The 21847-nt window shown below is 68.2% G+C and carries 26 protein-coding genes; 7 read left to right on the top strand and 19 right to left on the bottom strand.

Translation table 11 applies throughout. From position 1 onward, the window contains the following. Positions 1-62: 62 nt before the first annotated feature. From bla to C1J01_RS02095, 3 genes are all read right to left on the bottom strand, one after another. A complete protein-coding gene (bla, locus tag C1J01_RS02105; RefSeq protein ID WP_220039703.1) occupies positions 63-983 on the bottom strand; it encodes a class A beta-lactamase in 921 nt (306 codons plus the stop codon). Between the two features lie 62 nt (positions 984-1045). Beyond that, a complete protein-coding gene (locus C1J01_RS02100; protein WP_111175340.1) occupies positions 1046-1765 on the bottom strand; it encodes an ABC transporter permease in 720 nt (239 codons plus the stop codon). A 26-nt stretch (positions 1766-1791) separates the two neighbouring features. Then, positions 1792-2718 carry an ABC transporter ATP-binding protein gene (locus C1J01_RS02095; RefSeq protein WP_438943086.1) on the bottom strand — a complete coding sequence of 309 codons (927 nt, stop codon included), beginning with the start codon at positions 2716-2718 and terminating at the stop codon, positions 1792-1794. 63 nt (positions 2719-2781) lie between these two features. On the opposite strand from C1J01_RS02095, the gene C1J01_RS02090 reads away from it, so the two are divergent. Further along, a complete protein-coding gene (locus C1J01_RS02090; protein WP_235854192.1) occupies positions 2782-3933 on the top strand; it encodes a sensor histidine kinase in 1152 nt (383 codons plus the stop codon). Then, positions 3930-4532 carry a response regulator transcription factor gene (locus C1J01_RS02085; RefSeq protein WP_111175334.1) on the top strand — a complete coding sequence of 201 codons (603 nt, stop codon included), beginning with the start codon at positions 3930-3932 and terminating at the stop codon, positions 4530-4532. Before C1J01_RS02090 ends, C1J01_RS02085 begins: the two co-directional genes overlap by 4 nt. Positions 4533-4568: 36 nt before the next feature. Here C1J01_RS02085 and C1J01_RS51075 read toward each other — a convergent pair whose 3' ends face one another. The 7 genes from C1J01_RS51075 to C1J01_RS52960 form a co-directional block, all read right to left on the bottom strand. Further along, the gene (locus C1J01_RS51075) at positions 4569-4865 is read right to left on the bottom strand and encodes a hypothetical protein (RefSeq protein ID WP_220039702.1); all 297 of its coding nucleotides are present in this window, start codon (positions 4863-4865) and stop codon (positions 4569-4571) included. Between the two features lie 86 nt (positions 4866-4951). Continuing rightward, positions 4952-5674, bottom strand: a complete 723-nt coding sequence (locus tag C1J01_RS02075) for a 7-carboxy-7-deazaguanine synthase QueE (protein WP_111175332.1) — start codon at positions 5672-5674, stop codon at positions 4952-4954. Next, the gene (locus C1J01_RS51850; protein ID WP_235854190.1) at positions 5671-5829 is read right to left on the bottom strand and encodes a 6-carboxytetrahydropterin synthase; all 159 of its coding nucleotides are present in this window, start codon (positions 5827-5829) and stop codon (positions 5671-5673) included. The genes C1J01_RS02075 and C1J01_RS51850 overlap by 4 nt, the downstream gene beginning before the upstream one ends. 5 nt (positions 5830-5834) lie before the next feature. Further along, positions 5835-6062 carry a 6-pyruvoyl trahydropterin synthase family protein gene (locus C1J01_RS51845; RefSeq protein ID WP_235854189.1) on the bottom strand — a complete coding sequence of 76 codons (228 nt, stop codon included), beginning with the start codon at positions 6060-6062 and terminating at the stop codon, positions 5835-5837. A gap of 154 nt (positions 6063-6216) precedes the next feature. Continuing rightward, entirely contained in the window at positions 6217-7131 is a 915-nt protein-coding gene (locus C1J01_RS02065) for a class I SAM-dependent methyltransferase (RefSeq protein ID WP_111175330.1), read from the bottom strand. Positions 7132-7340: 209 nt separating this feature from the next. After that, positions 7341-7526 (bottom strand): hypothetical protein, encoded by a 186-nt coding sequence (locus tag C1J01_RS02060; protein ID WP_111175328.1) that lies wholly within the window; start codon positions 7524-7526, stop codon positions 7341-7343. Between the two features lie 203 nt (positions 7527-7729). Further along, positions 7730-7855, bottom strand: a complete 126-nt coding sequence (locus C1J01_RS52960; protein WP_268958560.1) for a hypothetical protein — start codon at positions 7853-7855, stop codon at positions 7730-7732. Between the two features lie 373 nt (positions 7856-8228). Between C1J01_RS52960 and C1J01_RS02050 the strand changes: the two genes are divergently transcribed. Together C1J01_RS02050 and C1J01_RS02045 are read left to right on the top strand one after the other, a co-directional pair. Further along, positions 8229-8603, top strand: a complete 375-nt coding sequence (locus tag C1J01_RS02050) for a nitroreductase family deazaflavin-dependent oxidoreductase (protein WP_111175326.1) — start codon at positions 8229-8231, stop codon at positions 8601-8603. Between the two features lie 107 nt (positions 8604-8710). Continuing rightward, a complete protein-coding gene (locus tag C1J01_RS02045) occupies positions 8711-9415 on the top strand; it encodes a DUF4386 domain-containing protein (protein WP_268958557.1) in 705 nt (234 codons plus the stop codon). Positions 9416-9908: 493 nt separating this feature from the next. Here the strand turns inward: C1J01_RS02045 and C1J01_RS53425 are convergent, their stop codons facing one another. Further along, positions 9909-10085, bottom strand: a complete 177-nt coding sequence (locus C1J01_RS53425; RefSeq protein ID WP_235854187.1) for a tyrosine-type recombinase/integrase — start codon at positions 10083-10085, stop codon at positions 9909-9911. Between the two features lie 1094 nt (positions 10086-11179). Beyond that, positions 11180-11767: a GtrA family protein gene (locus tag C1J01_RS02035; protein ID WP_235854185.1), complete on the bottom strand. Its 588-nt coding sequence runs from the start codon at positions 11765-11767 to the stop codon at positions 11180-11182. Positions 11768-12130: 363 nt separating this feature from the next. Between C1J01_RS02035 and C1J01_RS48965 the strand changes: the two genes are divergently transcribed. Then, positions 12131-12808 (top strand): hypothetical protein, encoded by a 678-nt coding sequence (locus tag C1J01_RS48965; protein ID WP_146615444.1) that lies wholly within the window; start codon positions 12131-12133, stop codon positions 12806-12808. Positions 12809-13208: 400 nt separating this feature from the next. On the opposite strand, the gene C1J01_RS02020 is transcribed toward C1J01_RS48965, so the two are convergent. Continuing rightward, complete coding sequence (locus tag C1J01_RS02020) at positions 13209-14429, bottom strand: erythromycin esterase family protein (RefSeq protein WP_181448525.1); 1221 nt, start codon at positions 14427-14429, stop codon at positions 13209-13211. Between the two features lie 366 nt (positions 14430-14795). Between C1J01_RS02020 and C1J01_RS02015 the strand changes: the two genes are divergently transcribed. Further along, the gene (locus tag C1J01_RS02015; RefSeq protein WP_111175317.1) at positions 14796-15893 is read left to right on the top strand and encodes a serine hydrolase domain-containing protein; all 1098 of its coding nucleotides are present in this window, start codon (positions 14796-14798) and stop codon (positions 15891-15893) included. A gap of 37 nt (positions 15894-15930) precedes the next feature. On the opposite strand, the gene C1J01_RS02010 is transcribed toward C1J01_RS02015, so the two are convergent. From C1J01_RS02010 to C1J01_RS01990, 5 genes are read right to left on the bottom strand one after another with little or no spacing between them, the layout of a single operon-like run. After that, positions 15931-16521, bottom strand: coding sequence for a hypothetical protein (locus C1J01_RS02010; RefSeq protein ID WP_111175316.1), 591 nt, complete (start codon positions 16519-16521; stop codon positions 15931-15933). Between the two features lie 6 nt (positions 16522-16527). Continuing rightward, positions 16528-17811 (bottom strand): FAD-dependent oxidoreductase, encoded by a 1284-nt coding sequence (locus C1J01_RS02005; protein ID WP_111175315.1) that lies wholly within the window; start codon positions 17809-17811, stop codon positions 16528-16530. A 25-nt stretch (positions 17812-17836) separates the two neighbouring features. After that, positions 17837-18538, bottom strand: coding sequence for a maleylpyruvate isomerase family mycothiol-dependent enzyme (locus C1J01_RS02000; protein ID WP_111175314.1), 702 nt, complete (start codon positions 18536-18538; stop codon positions 17837-17839). Beyond that, the gene (locus C1J01_RS01995) at positions 18538-19377 is read right to left on the bottom strand and encodes a fumarylacetoacetate hydrolase family protein (protein ID WP_111175313.1); all 840 of its coding nucleotides are present in this window, start codon (positions 19375-19377) and stop codon (positions 18538-18540) included. The genes C1J01_RS02000 and C1J01_RS01995 overlap by 1 nt, the downstream gene beginning before the upstream one ends. Continuing rightward, complete coding sequence (locus tag C1J01_RS01990; RefSeq protein WP_111175312.1) at positions 19374-20519, bottom strand: cupin domain-containing protein; 1146 nt, start codon at positions 20517-20519, stop codon at positions 19374-19376. Before C1J01_RS01990 ends, C1J01_RS01995 begins: the two co-directional genes overlap by 4 nt. Positions 20520-20585: 66 nt before the next feature. On the opposite strand from C1J01_RS01990, the gene C1J01_RS01985 reads away from it, so the two are divergent. Then, entirely contained in the window at positions 20586-21362 is a 777-nt protein-coding gene (locus tag C1J01_RS01985) for an IclR family transcriptional regulator (RefSeq protein ID WP_111175311.1), read from the top strand. A gap of 20 nt (positions 21363-21382) precedes the next feature. Here the strand turns inward: C1J01_RS01985 and C1J01_RS01980 are convergent, their stop codons facing one another. Next, complete coding sequence (locus tag C1J01_RS01980) at positions 21383-21757, bottom strand: nitroreductase family deazaflavin-dependent oxidoreductase (RefSeq protein WP_111175310.1); 375 nt, start codon at positions 21755-21757, stop codon at positions 21383-21385. Between the last annotated feature and the right edge of the window lie 90 nt (positions 21758-21847).

Below are 21847 nucleotides of genomic sequence, written 5' to 3'. Positions count from 1 at the left end.
GGAGTTTGTCAGCACCACTGATCTGTCGGCGGCATCGCCGGACCTCACGGCCACCAGCCCCGTCACAGCTGGGTGATCACCACCTCCGTCGCCTGGGCGATCAGTGCGTCGTCGTAGCCGGCGTCCTTCTCACCGCGGCTGGACAGCACGGCGAGGACGATCGGCGCGCGATCCGGCGGCCAAATCACCGCGATGTCGTTGCGGGTGCCGTACCCGGCGGCCCCGGTCTTGTCCCCGACGACCCACCCGTCGGGGACACCGGCTCGGATCAGCGCGGCGCCGGTGGTGTTGCCCCGCAGCCAACCGTTGAGGATGCCGCGGTCTGCGGGCTCGAGGGCATCCTCGACGGCGTACGCCCGCAGGTCACCGGCCAGCGCCCGCGGGGTGCTGGTGTCCCGCCTGTCGCCCGGCGTCCCCTCGTTGAGCTCAGTCTCGTAGCGCGCCGCGTCGGTGACCTTGTCACCGATCTTCCGCAGTTCCTTCTCGAACCGCTGCGGTCCACCGAGATGCCGCAACAGCAAGTTGCCGGCCGTGTTGTCGCTGTACCGCACGGCGGCGTCGGCGAGTGCGCGCAGCGTCATGCCCTCGGCGACGTGCTGCTCGGTGATCGGCGAATAGGTCACCAGGTCGTCCGCCGAGTACCGCACCACACGATCCAGCTCGGCGTCCCTGGTCTCGTCGAGGACCTCGGCGGCGGCCAACGCCTTGTACGTCGAGGCGTACGCGAACCTCTCCTCGGCCCGGTAACCCACGGTCCGACCCGTACCGGTGTCGATCGCGTAGATCCCCAGCCGCGCGTCGAACCTCTGCTCCAGCTGTCGGAACTCCCGGTCCCGATCGGCGGCGGTGGACGCGGTGACCGTCACCGGACGGTCCCACGTCGGCTGCTCAGCCGCGTCGGCGGTGCCGCATGCGGCCAGGGGAACCAAGACCGAGACCGCTGTCACCGCGATTACCAGACGTCGTGTCGAAAGAACCATCATCACTCCTTGTCGTTCGGAGACCCGACCGCTGACAGCGGGTAGGTCGGCTGATGGTGCGGCGGTCATCGGCGAGGCTCCCAGCGGAAAAGCCGGGTGGCGAGGGCGACGGCGACGACGACCCAGCCCAGCGTCGGTGCGAGCAGGGCAAGGGACTCGGTCACCGCGACTCCACCGTTCCAGGCGTTCATGGTCAGCTCGGTGGCCGAGCCGCCGGGCAGGAGCCGCTTGAGCAGGGTGAGGTCCTCGGTGCCGCTGACGCCCACCCAGGTGGCCACGGCGATCACGCCGACGGTGACGGGCAGGGTGGTCACCTGGGCGTGCTCAGGTGAGTTCGTCAGTCCCGCGGTGGCCAGGGCCAGGCCGATCATCATGGCCAGGGTCGCGAGGACCGCCACCACCAGCAGGACGACGTTGGCCGGCCCACCGGCGACCACGGCCAGTGCGGTCAGGATCGCGGTCATCTGCACCAGGGCCAGGACGACGACGGGTAGCAACAGACCGGCGAGGATGCCGGCGTCGTCGACGGCGGTGGATCGTAGCCGCTTGAGGAAAAGGTTCTGACGCCGGGACGCCAGGGTGGTGACGGCCGTGGCGTAGAGCCCGAACGCGGCCGCGGTGAACATCACGATCGCCGCGATGTAGCCGAGGCTGAGGATGGTCGCGAAGGTCTCGTGCTGACGGACGAAGAACACGCAGATCGCCACGGGAATGATGAAGCTGGTGATCAGCACAAGACGGTTTCGAAAGATCTGGATCAGCTCACTGGAAGCGATGGACAACACGGTGACACTCCTCTCGAAAGAACGAATCAGCTGCTGATGGCACGGAACACGTCGTCGAGCCGGGTTGCCCCGGCCTCCAGACCCCGCAACTCCACGGAGTGCTCCTGCGCCCACCGGAGCAGGAGATGCAGGTCCTCCTGCAAAGCAAAGGTCTCGACCATGACCTTGCCGTCGGCGTCGACGACAGCCTGCAACGGCAGCGACGGTGCCGGTGCCGGGAGGGAGAAGCGGATCACCGCCGGCAGGGTGCGAGTCAGCTCGGAGACCGTGCCTTCCCGGTGGAAGGTGCCCTGGTGCATCAACCCGATGCGGTCGGCGCGCTGCTGCGCCTCCTCCAGGTAATGCGTGGTGAGCACGATGGTCGCGCCGTTCTCACGCACCCGGTCCACCGTCTCCCACACGGCGTCGCGGGACTGGATGTCCAGGCCGGTGGTCGGCTCGTCCAGGAAGATCAGCTCGGGTGTTCCGTAGACGGCGGTAGCGAAGTCCAGCCGTCGTTTCTCCCCGCCGGAGAGCTGGGACACCTTCCGGCCGGCCCGGTCGGTGAGGTCGACGAGGTCGAGTAACCGGTCGACGTCGTCGGTACGCCGGCTGAGCCGGCCGACCAGACCGACGGACTCGCGGACGGTCAAGTCCGGGGAGAACCCGCTCTCCTGGAGCATCACGCCCATCCGGGGACGTACGGCGCGTCGATCCTGTGGGCTGCGCCCGAAGACGCGCACGGCGCCGGAGGTCGGCCTCCGGTGTCCCTCGATGGTCTCCAGCGTCGAGGTCTTCCCAGCTCCGTTGGTGCCGAGCAGCGCGTACAGCTCCCCCCGCCGTACCTCGAAAGAGAGATCCTTCACCGCGTGAAAGTCGCCGTACGTGAGGTTCAGGCGTTCGACTTCGATGACTGGTGTATTGGACATGCATCCATGACAGCGGGACTCGCGGCCACCCGTCAGTGCAACCATGTCACGGCTCCATGTGATGTGGTGTCACTGGTCGCGGCCGGTCGGCAGGCGGATACTGGGACGGTGACCACAAGATCGCCGCGCTACACCGAGTCGACGCAGGGACGGCTGCGCCGGCTCAATCTCGCGGCCTCACTGCCGCCGCTCATGATCGCTGCGGTAGCCCTCATGTACATCGACGCACATGCCTGGTGGCACGTCGTCGTCCTGGCTCCGGGGTTCGCGGCGGCTTTGGTGGCCTTCGAACGGTGGACGGCCAACGACCTCGCCCGGGTCGCGCTGCCCGCCATGATCGTGGCGGGAGCCGTGTGGCCGCTGGGGGTACTGCTGACCGGCAGCCCGAACGCGTACTGGGGTGTCTGCGCCGTGGGTTCCCTCGCCCTGCGCGAGGTGCGGCGGCGTCGGGCCCTGGCGGTGGCCGGGCTGTTCTCCTACGTCGCCGTCGTCGGCGCGGCGCGGCTCCTGGTGGAGCGGGACGACGTACGCGAGGTCCTGGTCAGCTACGTCCTCACCCCGACTGCCCTCACCGCCCTGGTGACGGTCATGACCCTGCTGGGCGAGCGGTTCTACGACCTCATCCGGGAACTCGACCAGACCCGGGAGCGCGAGGCGGAGCTGGCTGTCGTCCGAGAACGCGTCCGGTTCGCCAGCGACCTGCACGACATCCAGGGCCACACCCTGCACGTGGTGAAGCTGAAGATCGCGCTGGCGCAGAAGATGCTGCTCCGCGACGCCGGACGGGCGGAGAAGGAACTACGCGAGACGTACGCCTTGGTCAGCGACACCATCGCGCAGACCAAGGAACTCGCCTACGCCCAACGGCGGCTCAACCTCTCGGCGGAGATCGAGAACGCGAAGAACCTGTTCGAGGCCGCAGGCATCCGGGTGCGGCTGACACGGGAGGCCGAGGTCGACGCCCAAGCCGGCGAACTGCTCGGCCAAGTTCTGCGCGAGACGACCACCAACATCCTGCGGCACGCACAGGCCACCCAGGTGCAGATCACGCTTTCCGAGGCGGGTATCACGATCGTCAACGACGGGGTGGCGGGCAACTCACCTCCGGAGCTCAGGGGGCTGTCGGCCCTGCGACAACGGGTGTCCGGCGACGGGGGCGAGCTGATCGTGGAACAGCACGACGGACGGTTCCGGACGGCCGCGATGTTCCCGCCCGCCCGTACCGGCACGACCGCGGCCGCGCGGGAGAACGACCGATGACGACCATCGTGCTCGCCGACGACGAGGTGCTGCTCCGCACGGCCCTGGCCGCACTACTGCCGCTGGAGGGCGACATCACCGTCCTCGCCGAGGCGCAAGACGGACAGACGGCCATCGAAGCCACCCTGCGGCACCGACCCGACGTGCTGGTCATCGACCTGGAGATGCCGGGCGTGGACGGCCTCGGCGCGGTCGCGCAGATCCGCCGCGCGCGCCCGGACCAGGTGGTCCTCATGCTGACCCGGCACGCCCGGCCGGGCGTGCTGCGAAAGGCCTTGAAACTCGGTGTCCAGGGCTTCGTCAGCAAGTCCTCCGAGCCGGCCCACATCACCTCCGTCATCGCCACCCTGCACACCGGCAGGCGCTGGATCGACCCGGAGGTCTCCGCGCTGGCCGTCATCGATGACTGCCCCCTGACCGACCGCGAACTCGACGTCCTGCGGGAGACCGGCTCTGGTTACTCGGTCGCCGACATCGCCAGCCGGCTCCACCTCGCGCAGGGCACGGTGCGCAACTACCTCTCCAACGCGATGCAGAAGACCCAGACCCACACCCGTCACGACGCGGCGCGCTACGCCCGCGAACACGACTGGCTGTAAGCGACGGTCCGCCTTCGATCGGTGAAGGACGTGATGTCACTGTCGGCCCGTTGTGATGACGACCCGGCTGCCCCGTTCAGGCAGCGGCGTGCCGAGCGGATCCTCACGTTCCGTGGAGGCCGGCTTCGACGGCGTGGAACTCCACGGGTGCCAGGTCGGCGTGTCGAGCAGGCCCTCGCGGTAGGGATCTTCTCCGAGAGCGATGAGCAGTTCGCGGATGAGCTCGGTCACGCGGGGCACGTCTACCGTCGAGCCCGGTATGTCATCGGTCGGTCGTGAAACAGCTCGGCTGGGATGCGCCGTATCAAAGGACCGCACGGCGTTCGTGGTCATGTTTTTCCTCACTTCCAGGGCTGAGCCAGGAGAAGTGGCCCGTCACCGGCCAGGCAGAGGGGGTGCATGCGTGAGCGGCAGCACGGTTATCGGCCACGTTCGTCGCCCCACAGCAGAACGTGCAGCCGTAGGGACAGCGACCAGCCGCGGGCGATGACCGTTTCGGCGAGCGCCTGGGCGCAGCCCAGCACGTCATCGGCGGTGACGCCTTCAGGCATCACCCACACCTGCCTCATGGCGAACCGCTCGGCGAGCTCGGCGAGATCGGCAAGATCGGCCGCGTCGCGGGCGACGAACTTGAACACCGCCTTCCCGCTGGCCGACAGTGCCTCCAGAGCGGCGGACTTGATGCGTCGGTCGGCTGGCACGCCAGCGTTTGCCAGTTTGGGAGAGACGTTGAAGCGCAGCCCGGCCAGCAGCAGCGCCGAATCGGGAGCGACCGTGCCGTTGGTCTCGATCTCCAGGCGGCGGCCGGCCTGCAGCAGTGGCTCGGCCAGCGCGGGCAGGTGGCGCTGCTGTAGCAGCGGTTCTCCGCCCGTGATGACGATCAGCGGCACAGGATGGGCCAGCGCCCACGCGACCAGGTCGGCGACGGAGGTGCGCTCGCTTTGCTGCCGCAGGTCGAACCGCGCGCTGTCCCACGTGTACGGCGTGTCGCACCAGGTGCATGACAGGTTGCATCGTGAGAGGCGGATGAACAGCGCGGACTGGCCGATGCTGGGTCCCTCGCCTTGCAGCGTCGGTCCGAAGCGCTCGGCGAGTAAGAGCTCTGCGGCGCGGGACGGTGCGGACACCGCTGTGGCGGTCATGATGCGTCTCCGACCGTGCAGCGTGCCCACGTCTTCGGGGTCTCGCTCACGGTGACTGCGACCAGCCGCCCGGCGATGACCGGTTGCACGTTGTCGAGGAACCACCTGGCCAGGTGGATGGCCAGCCGCTCGGAGGCCGGTTCGACGTCGAGCACATCGTTCAGGTGCGATGGTCGAAGCACTCAGCGAGATAGGTGCCGAACGGCGACAGGTCGCCGAAGCCGGTGACGAATCCTGGGCCGGTCAACTGGTCGGCGGTGAGCTCGACGGCCACCTGGTAGCTGTGACCGTGCAGGCGGGCGCATTTGTGCCCATCAGGCAGCCCATGCAGGCGGTGGGACGCCTCGAAGGTGAAGGTCTTGCCGATGGTCAGCCGGGCGCTGCCCATGCCTTGCAGATCAGGCTGAGGCCCGGAGGGCACCGAGCCGGGACGGGGGCGATGTCATCGTGGTCTCTCCGTTTCTGTCGCGGGCCGTATCACACGTAGATAGGCAATGTGAGACGGAGCGCTCGACCTGTGACCGTGTGGTGAGGGTCTCCTCTCACTGTTGCTGGATGCGTGGAGCAACCTGGTCCTGAACTGTCTCTCCCACCTCCGGCCAGGAAATCGTGACGTGAGTGTGCTGCTTGGTGATGACTACGCTCTTGGGGAGCACCTCGGCAGGGCGGTCGATCGGCCACACCTCGAACTGCGGGCCAGGGCCGCCACGGTAGTCGCGATCCCACACCTGGACCTGCTCCACAATGGCCTGGGCGACCTCGCCGCCGTGCGGGCCATAGCCGTGCGCCCCGAACTCGACAATGCCCTCCCCGGCCGGACGGACGGACAGGTAGGCAAACGAGTCGCCCACGACCGCAGCGAAGGGGAACCATCTGCCTCCCTCCGCGGACACGATCCCGGGATCCTCCCCTTCGGGAACGTCCACGGTGAGGTTGCAGAAGCCGGGCAGCGCTGTCGCCATCCACAGGGGCAGATCGGGAAACGGCTCGGAGCGGGCCACGGTCACCCCGGACCATGCCGCGGCGTGCTCGCCGGTGAGCACGCCGTCCAATTTGTGCCGGTCGGCAAGGTTGCCGTCATCGAACCGCAGGCCCACCCTCTCGCCCTTGAGGGGCCACAGGTACTCGTCGTGAGCGCCGACGCCCTGCATCTTGACGAAGCCGCAGACCCCCTGAGACAAGCTGACCAGGTGGTCGTTGGTGCGTTCGAGAGCCAGGGAGCGGGTGATGCCCTTCATCCGCAGCGGAACGACGATCCTGCCGCCCTTGGCGAGCTGCCCGCGCCAAGCCGGAGGAATGTCCCACGCTCCCACCGTGACCATGATCCGGTCGTACGGGGCGTCGGCCTCCCAGCCGTGTTCGGCGTCGGCCGTGACGACCCGCACCTTCGACGATGTCCACCGCGTACGCCGCCTCCGGCGATACCTCGGGGGCGAAGAAATGCCGGGGAACCGCACGGAACGCGGCCTCGATCTGCACGGGGAGCGGGAAGCCCCACTCTCCGCACCTGGCCGCCACGGCGGTGGTCATGGCGTCACGCAGGGCGGCGGCGTCCTGGACGTCGTTGTCGGTGGTGACGGGTGGGGTCCCCCTTTCTTGGTCGTCATGGACAACTGGTCGATGGTCGCTATTGGGGGCAGTCCCGGGGATTAGCCACGCCGTCCCTTCAGAGGAGGAAGTCGTCGCGCTTCGGCCTTTCCCTGCGGCGGGCGTGCTCGTCGTTGTGATGCTCGATCATCAGGGCGGTGTAGATCTCGACCACCTTGGGATGGGTGCGGCCTTGGCCCGTCTCCTCGTAGCCGCCCTCCTGGGTCTGGCGCAGCACGAAGTACTGGCCACCCTGGGACGCCAACTCGTATCGGCCGCAGCACGAGGTGTGGGCGGTCCGAAGTGTGCCACCGAGTGAGACGTACGCCGTCCACTCGAATGGGTCGGCCGTGAGGGCGCGTCCGGCAAGGGGAGCACCGCCCCTATCCGCAGGCCGGGCCGCGCCAAGACGCGGCGCGGCATTCCCGCCTGCGCGCGGGGCCGCCTGCCCGGCCACGTCTCGCTTGTTCACGCGGACACCTCCTGGAGGCGGCCGGGCGGTATTGGCACGATCGTGGGCGTGTGCGCCGAGATGGCCTGGGCCACGGCGTGCATGAACAGCTCCCGGTCAATGTCGATGATGCGCTGCCACACCCGGGTAGCTTGATCGCCGCGAACACCTTGTCGACCACGCCGTCGAGGATCGCGTCTTTGTTCGGCACGTGATGGTAGAGCGACACCGCCTCCACACCCAGTTCCTGCGCCACCCGGCGCATCGTGATCGCTTCCACACCGCCGCGATCCGCGACCCGGATCGCGGCTTCCAACACGAGGCCTCTGCTGAGCGGTTGTGGTGGTGGCACGACGACTCCGGGGTGTGGGCGGGTTGACAGCCTTACGAGCGTAAGCCAGCCTTACATCCGTAAGTAGCCTTACCGGTGTAAGGCTATCCAGGTTCGCGTCAGCCAGGGTTCAGCCAACACCTGACCTGTGACGTGCCCCGCCGGAGCGAGAGAAGGAGATTTCAATGCCGATGCCGAGGTGGTGGGGGCACCTGAACAAGAGAGTGTTCAATCCCCGCGCGATAACCGGCGGGAGGTGGCCGGTGCTGATTCACGTCGGTCGCATTTCTGGCGCTACGTACCGCACGCCGCTCGATGCGCACCCCGTCGACAGCGGTTACCTGTTCGTTCTGGTGTATGGATCGCGCTCCGATTGGGTGCAGAACGTCCTGGCGGCCAGAGGTGCGCGACTCCGGGTCGACGGGAGAGATGTGGAACTCACCGCCCCACGCCTTGTCGGTAAGGAGGAGGCGTTCCAGGCCCTCCCCGATGAGGTGGCACGCCCACCGAAGCTGCTCCGCATCACCGAGTTCCTCCGCATGGACCTGCTCACGGGCTGACCCTGGCCGCCGCCTCGGCAGTCCCCGTCTTGCGCGTCGGAAAGCCTGAACCGGCTCGCCGATCCGGCGCCGACCCACTCCGCCACCACGACAACAGGACAAGCATCGTGCATACAAACAGGCGGGCAACCGCAATTGCGGGCACACTGGTCATCGTAGGCATGATCGCCGGTGCGCTGAGCATCGTTCCCGCTCTCGAGGAGCCACGCCCTCTCGCTCTCATTTCCGCACACGAGAGCCAGGTCATCGTCGGCGCAGTTGCTCAGTCCATCATGATCCCCGCCTATGTCGGGTTCGCGCTGTACCTTTATCCGACATTGAGGGCGGAGAACGAAGCGCTCAGTCTGGGTTTCCTTGGGTTCAGGCTCATCGCAGCGACATTCCACTTCATAGGCGTAATCCTCCTGCCCTTGTTTCTTGTGCTGGGCCATGGATTCACCCAAGCCGGCGCTTCGGACGCATCCCGCATCGAGGTCGTGGGCGAGTTGCTGCGGACAGCGCGCGACTTGGTCAATCACGTCGCATTGATCATCTCGCTGAGCCTCGGAGATCTCCTGTTGTTCCGCATTCTATGGCAGTCGAGATCTGTCCCTCGATGGCTATCCAGCTGGGGATTTCTGGGAATCGGAGCAGCTATATCGGCGAGCTTCTTGGTGCTGCTTCGCCTAACTGACGTGGTCACGCCACTCTACCTGGCCATGAATGCGCCACTGGGCCTGCAGAGCCTTGTCTTCGCCGTGTGGTTGATGACGAGAGGCTTCGCTACAAATACATCAACCACGGCCCACCAGCACGGCGTCCGGCGCGGCTGACGCGCAGGCCGTCCCACCTTGTTGCGACGGCCCACCAGGAGGAGTCGATGTTCCGGGGAGCCGGTGACGTGGTCGCCGAACTGCGTGTGGCGGCCCCATCCCGGATTCGCTCGTTTCTGAACGATCACCACAGGTCCGTTGGGGACCTCATCAACCCCTCCCGGACCGCAAACCATCCGGGACGTCAGCTCGCCAATCGGAGGTAAAGTAAGAACGGTCAAGGGATGCTATCCGCCCCATGGTTGCTCGTTGGATGCTCATCGGCACCTGATACGGCATAACACCGGGCGGCATTCTTGGACATTTCGAGTGCGGGCAATGCATGACACCGCGACACAATGAGACACGATTCGATAGTGGTCGGCATTTAGAACTGCGACTTTTAATCCGTAGGTTCCGGGTTCGAGCCCCGGGCGCCCTACCACCAACGACCTGGGCGGACTCCCCGATCTCCATGATCAGAAAGTCCGCCCTGTTGCATTTTCAGTTGCAGTCATCCCCAGAACGCCCGACCCATGCGGGTTGCTGCTTCCGTTGAGAGTGACGCGGTGTTGTGCGTGTAGCGCTTCGTTGTGGTCAGTTGCGAGTGGCCGAGGATTTCCTGAACGACGCTGATGTCCACGCCTTGTTCGATGAGGAGTGTCGCGGCGGTGTGCCGGGCGCCGTGCACGCGGGCGTCCTTGGGGCCGGTCCCGGACGGCGGCGGGACACCGGGCCGGGCGCCGTACGCCGGCCCCGCCGTACTGACCGAACGCTCCGGCCAGGATTGGCGCGCCGCCCAACAGATGCAGCACTCACGATCGCCACCGCGTGGCCGGTCACCGAACGTGCTTGGAGGGCGATCGACGATCCAGGTTTCGTTTCCTCACCCTGGCTCACCCGAGTAACGTGGCTGATTTTCGAACTGCGGGTTGCAGACGTACTAGGGTTTCTTCCATGCCCCCTGGCAATGCCTTCCTCGCTCTGGGGTGCGCCCCATTGGTGCTTACCGGCTGCGCCACCTCCTCATGGGAGGACATCAGTGGAGCATGGGTATCAGCCGACGGACACACCTTGACGGTCGAGTTGCTGTTCAAAGCGCCTTCCAGATACGCGAAGGTCTGTGAGCGGGTGACAGACACAGAGGTGAATGAGTCCTCATCAAAGGTCGTCATCGGGATCCAGGTGGAGGATGACTGTCCCCGTCAGTGGCCCTGGGAGGAACAGGTTCTCACCAATTTGGTCGGACACCCTCACCCGGTCAAGCTCCAACTGAAGGGGCCACTAGCTGGAAGAACCGTCATCAACAACACCGACGGTCACCGTGTGCACATCTATTCGGAGGAGCGCAGGTCTCGGTGACCTCCAGGCGATGGGGTGCGCCACCAGGGGAACGGCCACGAGCCGTAGAGCTGTGGGCAGCTCGGTTGCAGTTTGAATTGCAATACGAGGTCGTTCATGGACCGCGTACAGGCGTTTGACCGGCATTGAACGATCTGGAACGGCCCGAACTGGATCTCAAATCCGTAGGACCTCTGTACCGCTTCAGAACCCTGATGCGGCGGTACGGGCAAGATCGATTCTTGTGCCTGTCCGTCTCCTGAGACTGATCAGGATTCGGTTGTTCGGCCGGCTGGTGCTGCTGGGCCGAGGCGAGGCGAAGCCGAGTGCACCGACCGCATGCTGGGCGGGATGATCAATGAGTGCCCGAGTGGCGTAGCCACTTCGGAGAACTTCCGGCTCAAGCCCGACGCGGTGAGTTTCGACCCGGTACAGGGGGGCGGATCAGGCCGCCTCGTCCTGGGGCTTGGGAGCTGGAGCCAGCCGGACGCGGCCGGGGTGAGCCTCCTCGTCGGGGAAGACCCATTTCCGGAACGCCCAGAAACGGAAGACCATGGCGATCAGCGTGCCGATGACCTGCGCGCTCATGAAGTCGGCGATCTCCTGGGTGATCAGGCTCACGTCCGGGGTCTCCAGGAGGAACACGTACCGGGAGATCCACAGCGGCACGGAGCTGAGCACCAGACCGACGCCGCTGATCAGGAAGAACAGCGCAGCCTCGTGATGGCGCTCGCGACCGCCCCTGGTGCGGAACGACCATTCACGGTTCAGCACGTAGGACACGATGGTCGCCACGAGCACCGCGATGACCTTCGCGGTCACCGGCTTCGGCTCCAGAACGGTCAGCTTCAGCCCATAGAACACCGCGTTGTCCACCAGGAACGCTGCTCCACCCACCACTGCGAACTTCAGCAGCTCACGGTGCTTCAGCGCGAGGGCGTGCAGCGGTCCGGGCGATCTCTCGAGGCATCCTGATCTACTCAGCCCGTCTGCATCGAGCGCCGCGCCGCCGGGCGGCCTACATTCGGTCATCGGCGAAGCCTACTGCCCGCAACCCGACCTGGGTTCGGCTGTAGGCGCCGGATCAGGCCCGTTGCCAGGACAGGCTTTACAGCGCGAGTACAGCCCAACCGGCGAACGTCGGCGAAAATCAGCGAACCTCCACGGACACCGGACGCCGAGTTACCGGAAAATTCCGAATTATGCATGTGCAGCGTCGATGGCGCGTATACGTAACCCGTGCGGTCCCGCGGCGGCCATTCGCTATTCGGGCCGGCTGAGGCGAACCGACAAGAGCTCCCAGCTGCCGGCGACGCCTCCAACGCGCATCGCGTCAGGACCTGCGAGAGAGAGCACATCTCCCTTTTCCGAACCCATCCGTCTAATGTGGCCAGCGTGACGAACAAGCGTTCCTTTCTTCTGGCCGCCTTACTGGTCGGGTCTCTCCTGGGGGTCAGCCCCGCGACAGCTCAGGATTCGTCTGCCCAGCGGTCTCCTGACCCGTTCAAGGCCGCACTTCTCGCACCCGAGGACCTCGGAGAAAAGTTCGCCCGTCACAGATTTCGCACCCGAGGGCTTCGGAATCCTGCATTCACCCACACGAAGCCCTGCGCCACAGCCGTCAAGGACCTCGTCCCGGTCTATCGAACCAAGGTCTCGACAGCACTGAAGCACACGGACAGATGGGAGGGGATCAGCGAGTACATCGTGAGTGGCACCTCCCGTGTGCTCTCCGCTCTGGAACGTGCAGCCAAGGCCGTGATCCGCCATTGCGGCAAGACAACCATCAAGACCAGTGGTGCCAAAGTGATCATCCGCAAGCTGTCCATCGGTCAGCTCGGTGACGGCGCTTATGGGATCAGATTTCGCGATGGGCTCGTGAACAGCAAACTGGAGTCGGATGCCAGCATGTCGGGCATGATGGTCGCGATCGACATCGTGATCATCCGGGTCGGGAACGCCGTGATCGCGCTGGAGCACGATGGCCATGTCGATGAGTTCGACCCCACGCTGACCGAGACCGCAGCCAGGCTTGCCGTGGCACGGCTCCGAGAGGCCGCGCAAGGTGGCTAGCCCGTCCGCGCCCACGGATCGTATGCGGCTTGGAGCCCGTCCCGGACGATGCGGTTCGGGCCGCACCAGCGGCACCGTCCCGCCGTAGCCAACGAACTCGCCGACTTGAGCGGAGTTCGTCGCGAATCTCGGTTCTCCGCTCAGGCAGGCCGAGGTGGCGGGAATGGATGAGGCGTCCCCGGCGTCGCGCGCCTTCCCACCGAACTCGGTAGATGATCGTTTTCGCCGTGCCCGCCGCAGGCGGCGAGATCCGGAGATCCCGAGTTGACGGCTTCAACCGACCGCGGCTCCGGGTGGTGCAAGACCTCCACGTACATGATCCGACCCTCAACGACGTCGAGGATCAGATCGCCTGTCGCCGGAGGCAGTGGCACGCATCTGTGCGCCGAACGGTACTGGGTCAAGGCTGCATCACGTGGCCGGTGCCGGTTGTGTGGGATATGTGGGCTATGGCGTCGAAGGCGGTGAACACCGGTATGTCGAGGAAGTAGTCGGCCATGCGGGACTGCTGGAAGGATTCCGCGTCGTCGATGTGGGGGCGGGCCGCGCGCAGGTTCGCGAGGCTCCAGAGTGAGGCGGTGGGGAAGGCCGCTTCGATGCTGCCGGCGGCAGGCGGTGGGAGTGGCGCGTCGTGCCAGGTGCCCTCCGGGTGCTGCGGCGTCGGTTCGCCCACGATGGCGGTACGGCCGTGGCTCGACGTCACGCCGATGGCCCGGTAGTCGTCCCCCAGCGCGGCGGCCAGATGGGCCCCGGTCGGCAGCAGGCGGCCGGCGCCTTCGGCCGGAGTCCGCTGGATGTGCCAGTTGTGTGCGGCCAGCACGACGCGAGTGTTCGCCGCGTCCCCGTCCAGGAGTCGCAGTACGGACTCCGCCATGTAGAGATCGCGAAACGTCGATGCGGCCTCGAACCCCTCCACGGCGGTGGCGCGGTGCAGCTGGTCCAGGTACCAGGCCCCACGCAGGTGCCACAGCGCGGTGTCGTGCTCCGCGCCGTGGCCTCGGCTCCGCTGGACGAAGGTCAGTCGCCGCATGACGGCCGTCAACCGGCTCAGCGCGCTGGTCAGTGCGTCCCGCTCGCCGTGGCCGAGTTCCTGGTAGCGGGCGAAGGCTCGCATGGTCACCGGGTCGTGGAAGCGCCTGACCACGGCGACGGCCGTCTCCACGGCGGGGAGCACGTCGGGACAGACCCGGTTCAGGTAGCCGGCGAGCTCGTCGAGCGCGGGCAGGGGCGACCCGAAAGCACCGGGTAGGTCGGTTCCGACGCATCTGAGCAACGGTCCATCGCGCTTCTCGTTCCGTTGCCGGATCCAGCTCAGCACCTCGTACATCTGCCGGCATCGCCCCAGGGACATGGCGATGCCGGCCTCGGCGACCTGTTCCACCGTCCCGGGCGCGCCCTGGACCCAGGCGTCCAGGACCTGACCCTGGGTGAACGGAGCCTCCAGGGCGTACACCTGGAAACCGCAACGTTCGACCAGGAAGCGCAGGATGCGATGGCGTACCTGATAGAACTCGCGAATGTGGTGAGAGCTTTCGCCCAATGCCACCACCCGCGCGTCCCCGACGACATCCCCGAGTGGTTCGAGATCGTCCAGAGGGGCCTCAAGGTCCAGGGTGTCCATGGCGACTCCGTGGTCGCGGACCCACCTTGCGAAGCTTCTCTGGACGGTCATCGTCGGCCTCCATGTCGTCGGGGTGAGTCGTGCGCGTGAAGTGCTCCCGGTTTCTCCTGTCAGAGGAAGAGCTTCTCGCGGCGCTGCGGCAGCGGTCGTCGTCTGCAGGAAGGTGGTTCGGGTGCGCGGGACGGAGCAGCCGCGGCTCGGACTACTGCGCCGGTCGTACTACCAGGCCGGGTCTGGAACGGCTCGACCGGATCTTCCGATCCGTGGTGGTCGCCCTGGCCTGTCCATCGGGGGTGGGGAATACCCCACTTCTGGAGGCGTGCGCGCGTGACTGATCGTGAGCGATCTCGCCGCCACATTTGAGGCATGAGGAAATCGCTCGCCGCTGTTGTCGCCGGCTCCCTGGTCATCGTCCCCGTCGCCCCTGCTTTCGCCGCCGCCGGAACGTCCTCACCGCAGTCCCGCCTTGACCGTCTCACCGCCGAGGACGGTATGGCGGGGGCGTTGAGTCAGGTGCGCGGACCGAGCGGCAGGAGCGTGACCTGGCGCTCCGGGACCGCGGAGCGGGGTACCGGGCGGCCGATGGTGGGTCCCGCGGGGCGGTTCCGGATCGCGAGCATGAGCAAGCCGATCATGGCGGCCACCGTGCTGCGGCTGGTCGAGCAGCAGAAGATCGACCTGGACGCCCCGGTGGAGCGTTACCTGCCCGGGGTGGTGCGCGGCACCGGCGACGGCGCCGCGATCGACGGGCGGAAGATCACCGTACGGATGGTGCTGCAGCAGACCAGCGGACTGCCCGAGTTCTTCGACGCGGTTCCGTGGAAGGAGCCGTTCCCGGACTTCCTGCGGGTGGCGCTGACGCTGAAGCCCACGCCGCGCGGCTCGTTCGCCTACGCCAACACCAACTACCTGGTCGCCGGCATGATCGTGAGCAAGGTGACCGGCAAGGACTTCCGGCAGGCGAGCCGGGACCTGATCCTCAGGCCGTACGGAATGCGGGACACGTACTGGCCGGACAAGGGTGACTACGGCATCCGCGGGCCGCACGCGCACGCCTACGGAGTGCACCCCGCCCGTCCGGAGGACGGCGAGGTGGATCTGACCGACCAACTGCCCACGTACGAGTTCGGGGCCAGCGGCGGTCTCGTCTCCACCGCCGAAGACCTCAACCGGTTCTGGAGCAGGGCGCCGCTGGGCACGATGACGGCCAGGACCGTTCCGGTCGACCAGGCCGGTTGGCCCGAGGGCGCCCGCTACGGCTACGGGGTGGCGCGGATGAGGTCGAGCTGCGGCTACGTCTACTTCGGCGCCGGTGACATGCCGGGGACCTCGGTGTTCAGCGGACGGGACCGGGCCGGGCGCGCGGGCACCGTCTACGTCACCGGCGTCGCCGACTCCCCCGAGAAGCGGCAGCACCTGATCGACGCCTTCGTCGCCGCCATCTGCGACCGCGCCCCCGCGTAACGCCCGCCGGCCCCGCCCGTCGCGCCCACGTGGGCTGTCATGCGCCGAGGGCGTTCTTCTCCAGGTCGACGCCGACGAACCGGGGGCCGGCGAAGTGGTGCAGCGCGGCGATCACCTCTTCGTCGGGCGCCTCGACGTAGAGCAGGGAGATCGGCAGGTACACGCCCGGCCGCATCGGGCGCAGCATCTGGGCCACCCGGGGCGAGCCGCTGCGGAACACGATGTTCTGCTTCCAGCGCAGCACACCGATGGCGTCGATCTCGTTCCAGGAGAAGACGTTCGCCCGGCCCTGGACGTTCGCGATCGCGATCCCCCGGCCGCCGATCGTGATCGTGCCCATCGCCTGCTTGCCGATCACGCCGGTCCGCCTGGGCCGCAGGAACCGGCGCGCCACCACCATGACGCACGCGATCACGACGAGCCCGATCGGAACGACGCTCTGCGACACCACCGACACGATCGCGCCGCCGGCCAGGACCACTCCGAGGATGACCCAGACGGCCGTGCCCAGCGTGCCGAACTTCTTGTTCAGCTTGGCGGTCCCCAGGGTGTACTGGACCTGCTGCCGAGGCTGGTAGGGCGTCGTCAGGGGTTCGGGAGTCTGCCAGCCTTGCCGGGAGTTGTCCAACCTCTCTTACGGGGCCGGTTCCGCGGTGTCCATCAGGTCCGCGACGTCGACGGAGTCCAGGGGGATCGGTGTGAACATCGGCGGTTCCTCCTCCGGCGTCAGTGCCGTGGGACCGTAGATCCACTCCGTGAAGGAGTAGTCGTAGGTGTCGCGGGCCCGCAGGAGCGCGTTGCGCTGGAGGCGGGCGACGCCGTCCAGGTGCCAGAGCTCGCCCCAGGCGCGGGCCGTGGTCACGACGCGGCGGCAGTGCTCGGGGCGGACGGCTTCGTAGGCCGCGAGGGCGCCCTGCCAGTCGATCGTGCCGTCCTCGGCGTGGCTGGCGGCGACGTGCCTGGCGAGCACCCAGCCGTCCTCGATGGCCATGATCGCGCCCTGCGCCATGTACTGCAGCGGCGGGTGGGCGGCGTCGCCGAGCAGCACGATGTCGCCGTCGACCCAGGTCATGATCGGGTCGCGGTCGAACATCCGCCACCGGCGGTCCCGCCACATGAGCGGGATGCCGGCCCGGACCTCCGGGCAGGTCGCGGCGAAGGCGGCGTCCAGTTCGTCGGGTGTGCCCCAGTCCTCCTCGCCCGCGAGGGCCTTGGGGGACTCGAAGACCGCGACCTGGTTGAGCATCCCGCCGCCGCGCAGCCCGTACTGGACGAAGTGGCAACGCGGGCCGACGTGGACGGAGACCTCGCCGAGGTCGACGTCCCTGCCGACCTGCTCGATGGGCACCGCGGCGCGGTAGGCGACGTAGGAGGAGCTGACCGGCTCGTCGTCGGACAACAACCGGCGGGCGACCGAGCGCAGGCCGTCGGCGGCGATGACGATCCGGGCCTGGTCGGCGCGCCCGTCCGCGAGCAGCACCCGGGCGCCGGGCGCGGTGTTCTCGTATGCGGTGATGCGGGCGTCGGTGACCAGGTCGACTCCCGCGCGCCGGCAGGCGCGCAGGAAGATGCCGTGCAGGTCGCTGCGGTGGATGACCATGTACGGGAACCCGTACTCGTGTTCCAGGTCGAGCAGGTCCAGGCGGGTCAGCTCGCTGCCGTCGACGGCGTCGCGCATGACCATGCTCCTCGGCAGCACGCCGAGGCTCTTGGCCTCCTCCAGCAGGCCGTAGTCGTGCAGGATCCGGGTGCAGTTGGGCGCGATCTGGAGGCCCGCGCCGACCTCGCCGAACTCCCGGGCCTGCTCCAGCACGCGCACCCGCAGCCCCTCGCGGGCCAGGGCGAAGGCCGCGCTCAAGCCGCCGATGCCACCCCCGACGACCAGGACGTCGGCAGGGGAGGCGGGGGACGTCGTCACGTTGCTCTCCTCGAAGGCAGGACGCTCACAACCACGCCGGCAGAGCCGGCAGCGCACGACCGCTCAGGGAGTGCGGGCGTCCGGCGAGGTACGCCGCGACGTCGGCGAGCGGACCCTCGACGGCGGCGGGCTCGCCCTCGCCGGGCAGCTCCCAGCGGTCCCCGGTGTCGGTGGCGACCAGGACGGCCGCGGGACCGGCGGCGCCGCCGCGCTTGGCGACGATGTCGTCGGCCAGGGCCGTCAGGAAGCCGGCGGGCAGGTCGGCGAAGGCGACGCCGGAGGCCAGGTCGACCGCGTGGACGCAGACCTCGCGGGAGCGCAGCCACGGGATCTCAGTCGCGGGGACGGTACGGCCCTGGGCGGTGACGACCTCGGCGTTCCACTGGTCGTCGTCCAGCCCGGCGATGCCCGCGGCGAGCCGTTCGGCGGACGAGGTCAGCCAGGCGGCCAGCTCGGCGGCCGGCTTGCGGGAGCCGGCCTCGATGTCGGCGTCGCGCTGCTGGGGCGAGGCGTACATCGGGGTCTTCTCGCCGGTGGCGGCCCAGTGCACCAGGTTGCCCAGCGCGTCGGCGTTCGCCGCCACGTGGGCCACCAGGTGCTTGCGGGTCCAGCCGGGGAGCCCGGAGGGGGCGAGGTACTGCTCCTCGCCCCATCCGGCGGCGGTGCCGAGGAGCAGTCCGGTGCCCGTCTCGCTCCAGCCCAGGGTGTCGCCGAAGGTACGGCGCATCAGGCCGCCCCGTCCTTGGCCACGGTGTTCTCGAGCCGGCCGATGCCCTGGATCTCGGTGACGACACGCTCGCCGCCGGTCAGGTAGCGCTTGGGGGTGCGGGCGTGGCCGACGCCGCCGGGGGTGCCGGTGGCGATGACGTCGCCGGGGTTGAGGCGCACGATGGTCGAGACGTACTCGACCAGCACGACCGGGTCGAAGAGCAGGTCGCCGGTGTTGTCGTGCTGCATGACCTCGCCGTCGACGCTGAGGGTGACCTCGAGCTCGGGGCGGACGCCGCCGGGCAGGTCGCCGGGGGTGACGAGGTAGGGGCCGAGCGGGGTGGAGGAGTCCCACATCTTGCCCTGCAGCCACTCGCGGGTGCGGAACTGCCAGTCGCGGCAGGTGATGTCGTTGAGCACGGTGAAGCCGGCGATGGCGGCCTCGGCCTCGGCGCCCTTGGCGCGGCGGACCGGCTTTCCGATCACGACGGCGAGCTCGGCCTCCCAGTCGAACTCGGCGGTCTCCTCCGGGCGGGCGATGTCGTCGGCGGCGCCGATGAGGCAGTCGGCGAACTTGGCGAACAGGGTGGGGTGCTCCGGCAGGTCGCGGCCCATCTCCTGGATGTGGTTCTTGTAGTTCAGGCCCACGCAGACGACCTTCGACGGCCGCGGGACGACCGGCGCGAAGTCGGCGCCCTCGACGGGGTACGTCGTGGCGGCGTCGGCGGCGGCCTTGGCGGCCCAGTCCTCCTGGGAGAGGAATTCGCCGAGGTCGGCGGCGCCGAGGTCGACCAGCCGGTCGCCGTCGAGCCGTACGGCGCGGGTCGAGCCGTTGACGCGGAGGGTGGCGAGCTTCACCGGGTGGTCCCTTCATGCTGAGTGCGGTTGAGCTGGAGAGCCTCGAAGACGGGCGAGTCACTGAACCGGAACAGGTCCAGCGCGCCCGAGTCGGAGTCGGTGGAGCCGGCCTCGGATCGGGCCGAGAAGGGCTCCCAGGACGGGACGGTGAACAGGTCGCCGCGGGTGACCGTCCAGGTCCTGTCGCCGACGGTCACGGTGCCGGAGCCGTCGAAGACCTGGTAGACCGACGAACCGGTCTCGCGGACCGGGGCGGTCTCGGCGCCGCGCGCGATCCGGTGCATCTCGGCGCGGAGCGTGGGCAGCACGTCGGCGCCGGTGGCGGGGTTGGCGTAGCGGACGGCGGCGTGGCCGGGCTCGACGGTGCCGCCGAAGCCCTCGGCCTCCAGGGCGAGCTGGTCGGCCAGGGCGCGGTCGGTGAACTCCCACTTGTACGACAGCAGCGGGGTGCCAGGGGTGAGCTCGCCGGCCGAGACCGGGCGCAGGCCGGGGTGGCCCCACAGCCGCTCGGAGCGGGACCGCTCGGGGGTGATCCGCTCGGCGTCGCTGATCTCGTCGCGGCCGAACTCGAAGAACTGCGCCTCGGTGACGTACTGGAAGGGGATGTCCAGGCCGTCGATCCAGGCCATCGGCTCGCGGGTCGCGTTGTGGTGGGCGTGCCAGTTCCAGCCGGCCTGCGGGAGGAAGTCGCCGCGGCGCATCGGGACCGCGTCGCCGCCGACGACCGTCCACACGCCCTCGCCCTCGACGACGAAGCGGAAGGCGTGCTGGGTGTGGCGGTGCTCGGGGGCGTCCTCCCCCGGCATCAGGTACTGGATCGCGGCCCACAGCGTCGGCGTCGCGAAGGGCCGTCCGCCCAGCGCGGGGTTGGCCAGCGCGATCGCCCGCCGCTCACCGCCGCGGCCGACCGGGACCAGGTCGCCGGCCTGTGCGGCGAGCCGCCGCAGGCTCTCCCAGCGCCACACGTGGGGCACCGCGCGCGAACGGGGATGAGCCGGCATCAGGTCGCCGATCTCCGTCCACAGCGGCACGAGCAGTTCCTGCTCGAAACCTCGGTAGAGGTCCTCGAGCGCGGGGGTGACATCGGGTTGGTCCGGCGCGTCGATCGCACGCAGCCGCACCGGGGACTCTGACATGGTCATACGGCTAATCTTGCTGCCGTGACACCTTGAGGAATCTGGAATTCTGCGTTGCAGAATCGAGGGGTTGTGGGCAAGCCGCTGAAGAATCCGCCGACCTATCTGATCAACAGCGTGGACCACGCGCTGCGGATCGCCGCGATGTTGCAGCTGGAGGGTGAGCTGACCGTATCGGAGGTCGCCGAGCGGCTGGGCGTGGCCCGCTCCACCGCCCACCGGCTGCTCGCGATGCTGGTCTACCGCGACTTCGCGGTCCAGGACGAACGGCGTCTCTACCGGGCCGGCCCGGTCCTGGAGCTCGCGGCCCACTCGCCCTCGGCCGCGTCTCGGGTGCGGGCGGCGGCGCTGCCGCACCTGCACCGGCTGGTCGGCATGTTCGACGAGTCCGCGAACCTGGCGGTGCGCACCGGGGACACGGTCCGGTTCATCGCCAGCGTCGAGTGCTTCCAGAGCCTGCGGGTGGGCTCCCGCGAGGGCATGGTGTTCCCGGCCCACCACACCACGGCGGGGCTGCTGCTGCTGGCGGAGCTGACCGACGAGGAGCTGGAGGCGGTCTATCCGGCCGGACGTTACGCCGACCGGCCCGCTGAGCGGCCCGACCTGGACCGGCTGCGGATCGAGCTGGCCCGCGTGCGGCGCAACGGTTTCGCTCTCAACCAGGGCCGTTCGGAGCGCGGCGTGGTGGCGCTCGGTGTGTCGGTACGGGCCCCCGACGGGCACGCCCTCGCCGGCCTGTCGGTGTCGATGCCGAGCGCACGCTACGACCGGCACCGGCTGCCGACGCTGGTCGACGCCCTTTCCCGTACGGCGGCCGCCGTCGAGGCCGACCTCGCCCGCTCACCCTGAACGGGCACCCGCCCGGATCGTCAGCTAGCGGCCAGGTCCATGCGGAGGAACTCGCTGATGCGGAGCAGCCTCGGTGGCCGCGGCACCTCGTCGGAGAGAGCCTGGAACGCCTCCTGCTCCCCGATGAGGCGCGGGGCGACGAGCTCCACGTCTTTCCCGTCGACCCGGAGCCGCGCGCGGTCGGCGGCGAGGATGTTCCGCACCCAGTCCGAGCGGGATCCGTACACCAGGACGAACACGTAGCCGCCGTCGACGGGGTACGCGTCGAGAGGGGTGTGGTACGTCCTGCCGGAGACGCGGCCGACGTGCGTCAGCACCGGCCACTTCCCGCCGGCGATCGCGCGTGGGTTGAACACCCGTTTGTTCACGTGCCCCCACCAGCTCGGCATCGGCATGGGGATCTCCTCTCACAGGGCGGGTGGCCTTACACCAGTAAGGTAGCTTACGTGTGTAAGGCTGACTTACGATCGTAAGGTTGTCAACCG

The sequence above is a fragment of the Nonomuraea aridisoli genome, assembly GCF_003236395.1.
GTDB lineage: Bacteria > Actinomycetota > Actinomycetes > Streptosporangiales > Streptosporangiaceae > Nonomuraea > Nonomuraea aridisoli.
Note: the sequence above shows the minus strand (reverse complement) of the source record. Positions and strands in the feature narration are given on the sequence as shown.

Bases quoted from the DNA above. Each gene is read 5' to 3' on its own strand.
- bla (WP_220039703.1), bottom strand. From the start codon at position 983: ATGATGGTTCTTTCGACACGACGTCTGGTAATCGCGGTGACAGCGGTC.
- C1J01_RS02095 (WP_438943086.1), bottom strand. From the start codon at position 2,718: ATGGTTGCACTGACGGGTGGCCGCGAGTCCCGCTGTCATGGATGCATG.
- C1J01_RS02085 (WP_111175334.1), top strand. From the start codon at position 3,930: ATGACGACCATCGTGCTCGCCGACGACGAGGTGCTGCTCCGCACGGCC.
- C1J01_RS51075 (WP_220039702.1), bottom strand. From the start codon at position 4,865: ATGACCACGAACGCCGTGCGGTCCTTTGATACGGCGCATCCCAGCCGA.
- C1J01_RS02075 (WP_111175332.1), bottom strand. From the start codon at position 5,674: ATGACCGCCACAGCGGTGTCCGCACCGTCCCGCGCCGCAGAGCTCTTA.
- C1J01_RS51845 (WP_235854189.1), bottom strand. From the start codon at position 6,062: ATGGGCAGCGCCCGGCTGACCATCGGCAAGACCTTCACCTTCGAGGCG.
- C1J01_RS02050 (WP_111175326.1), top strand. From the start codon at position 8,229: ATGCCGATGCCGAGGTGGTGGGGGCACCTGAACAAGAGAGTGTTCAAT.
- C1J01_RS02035 (WP_235854185.1), bottom strand. From the start codon at position 11,767: ATGACCGAATGTAGGCCGCCCGGCGGCGCGGCGCTCGATGCAGACGGG.
- C1J01_RS02020 (WP_181448525.1), bottom strand. From the start codon at position 14,429: ATGGACACCCTGGACCTTGAGGCCCCTCTGGACGATCTCGAACCACTC.
- C1J01_RS02015 (WP_111175317.1), top strand. From the start codon at position 14,796: ATGAGGAAATCGCTCGCCGCTGTTGTCGCCGGCTCCCTGGTCATCGTC.
- C1J01_RS02000 (WP_111175314.1), bottom strand. From the start codon at position 18,538: ATGCGCCGTACCTTCGGCGACACCCTGGGCTGGAGCGAGACGGGCACC.
- C1J01_RS01990 (WP_111175312.1), bottom strand. From the start codon at position 20,519: ATGACCATGTCAGAGTCCCCGGTGCGGCTGCGTGCGATCGACGCGCCG.
- C1J01_RS01980 (WP_111175310.1), bottom strand. From the start codon at position 21,757: ATGCCGATGCCGAGCTGGTGGGGGCACGTGAACAAACGGGTGTTCAAC.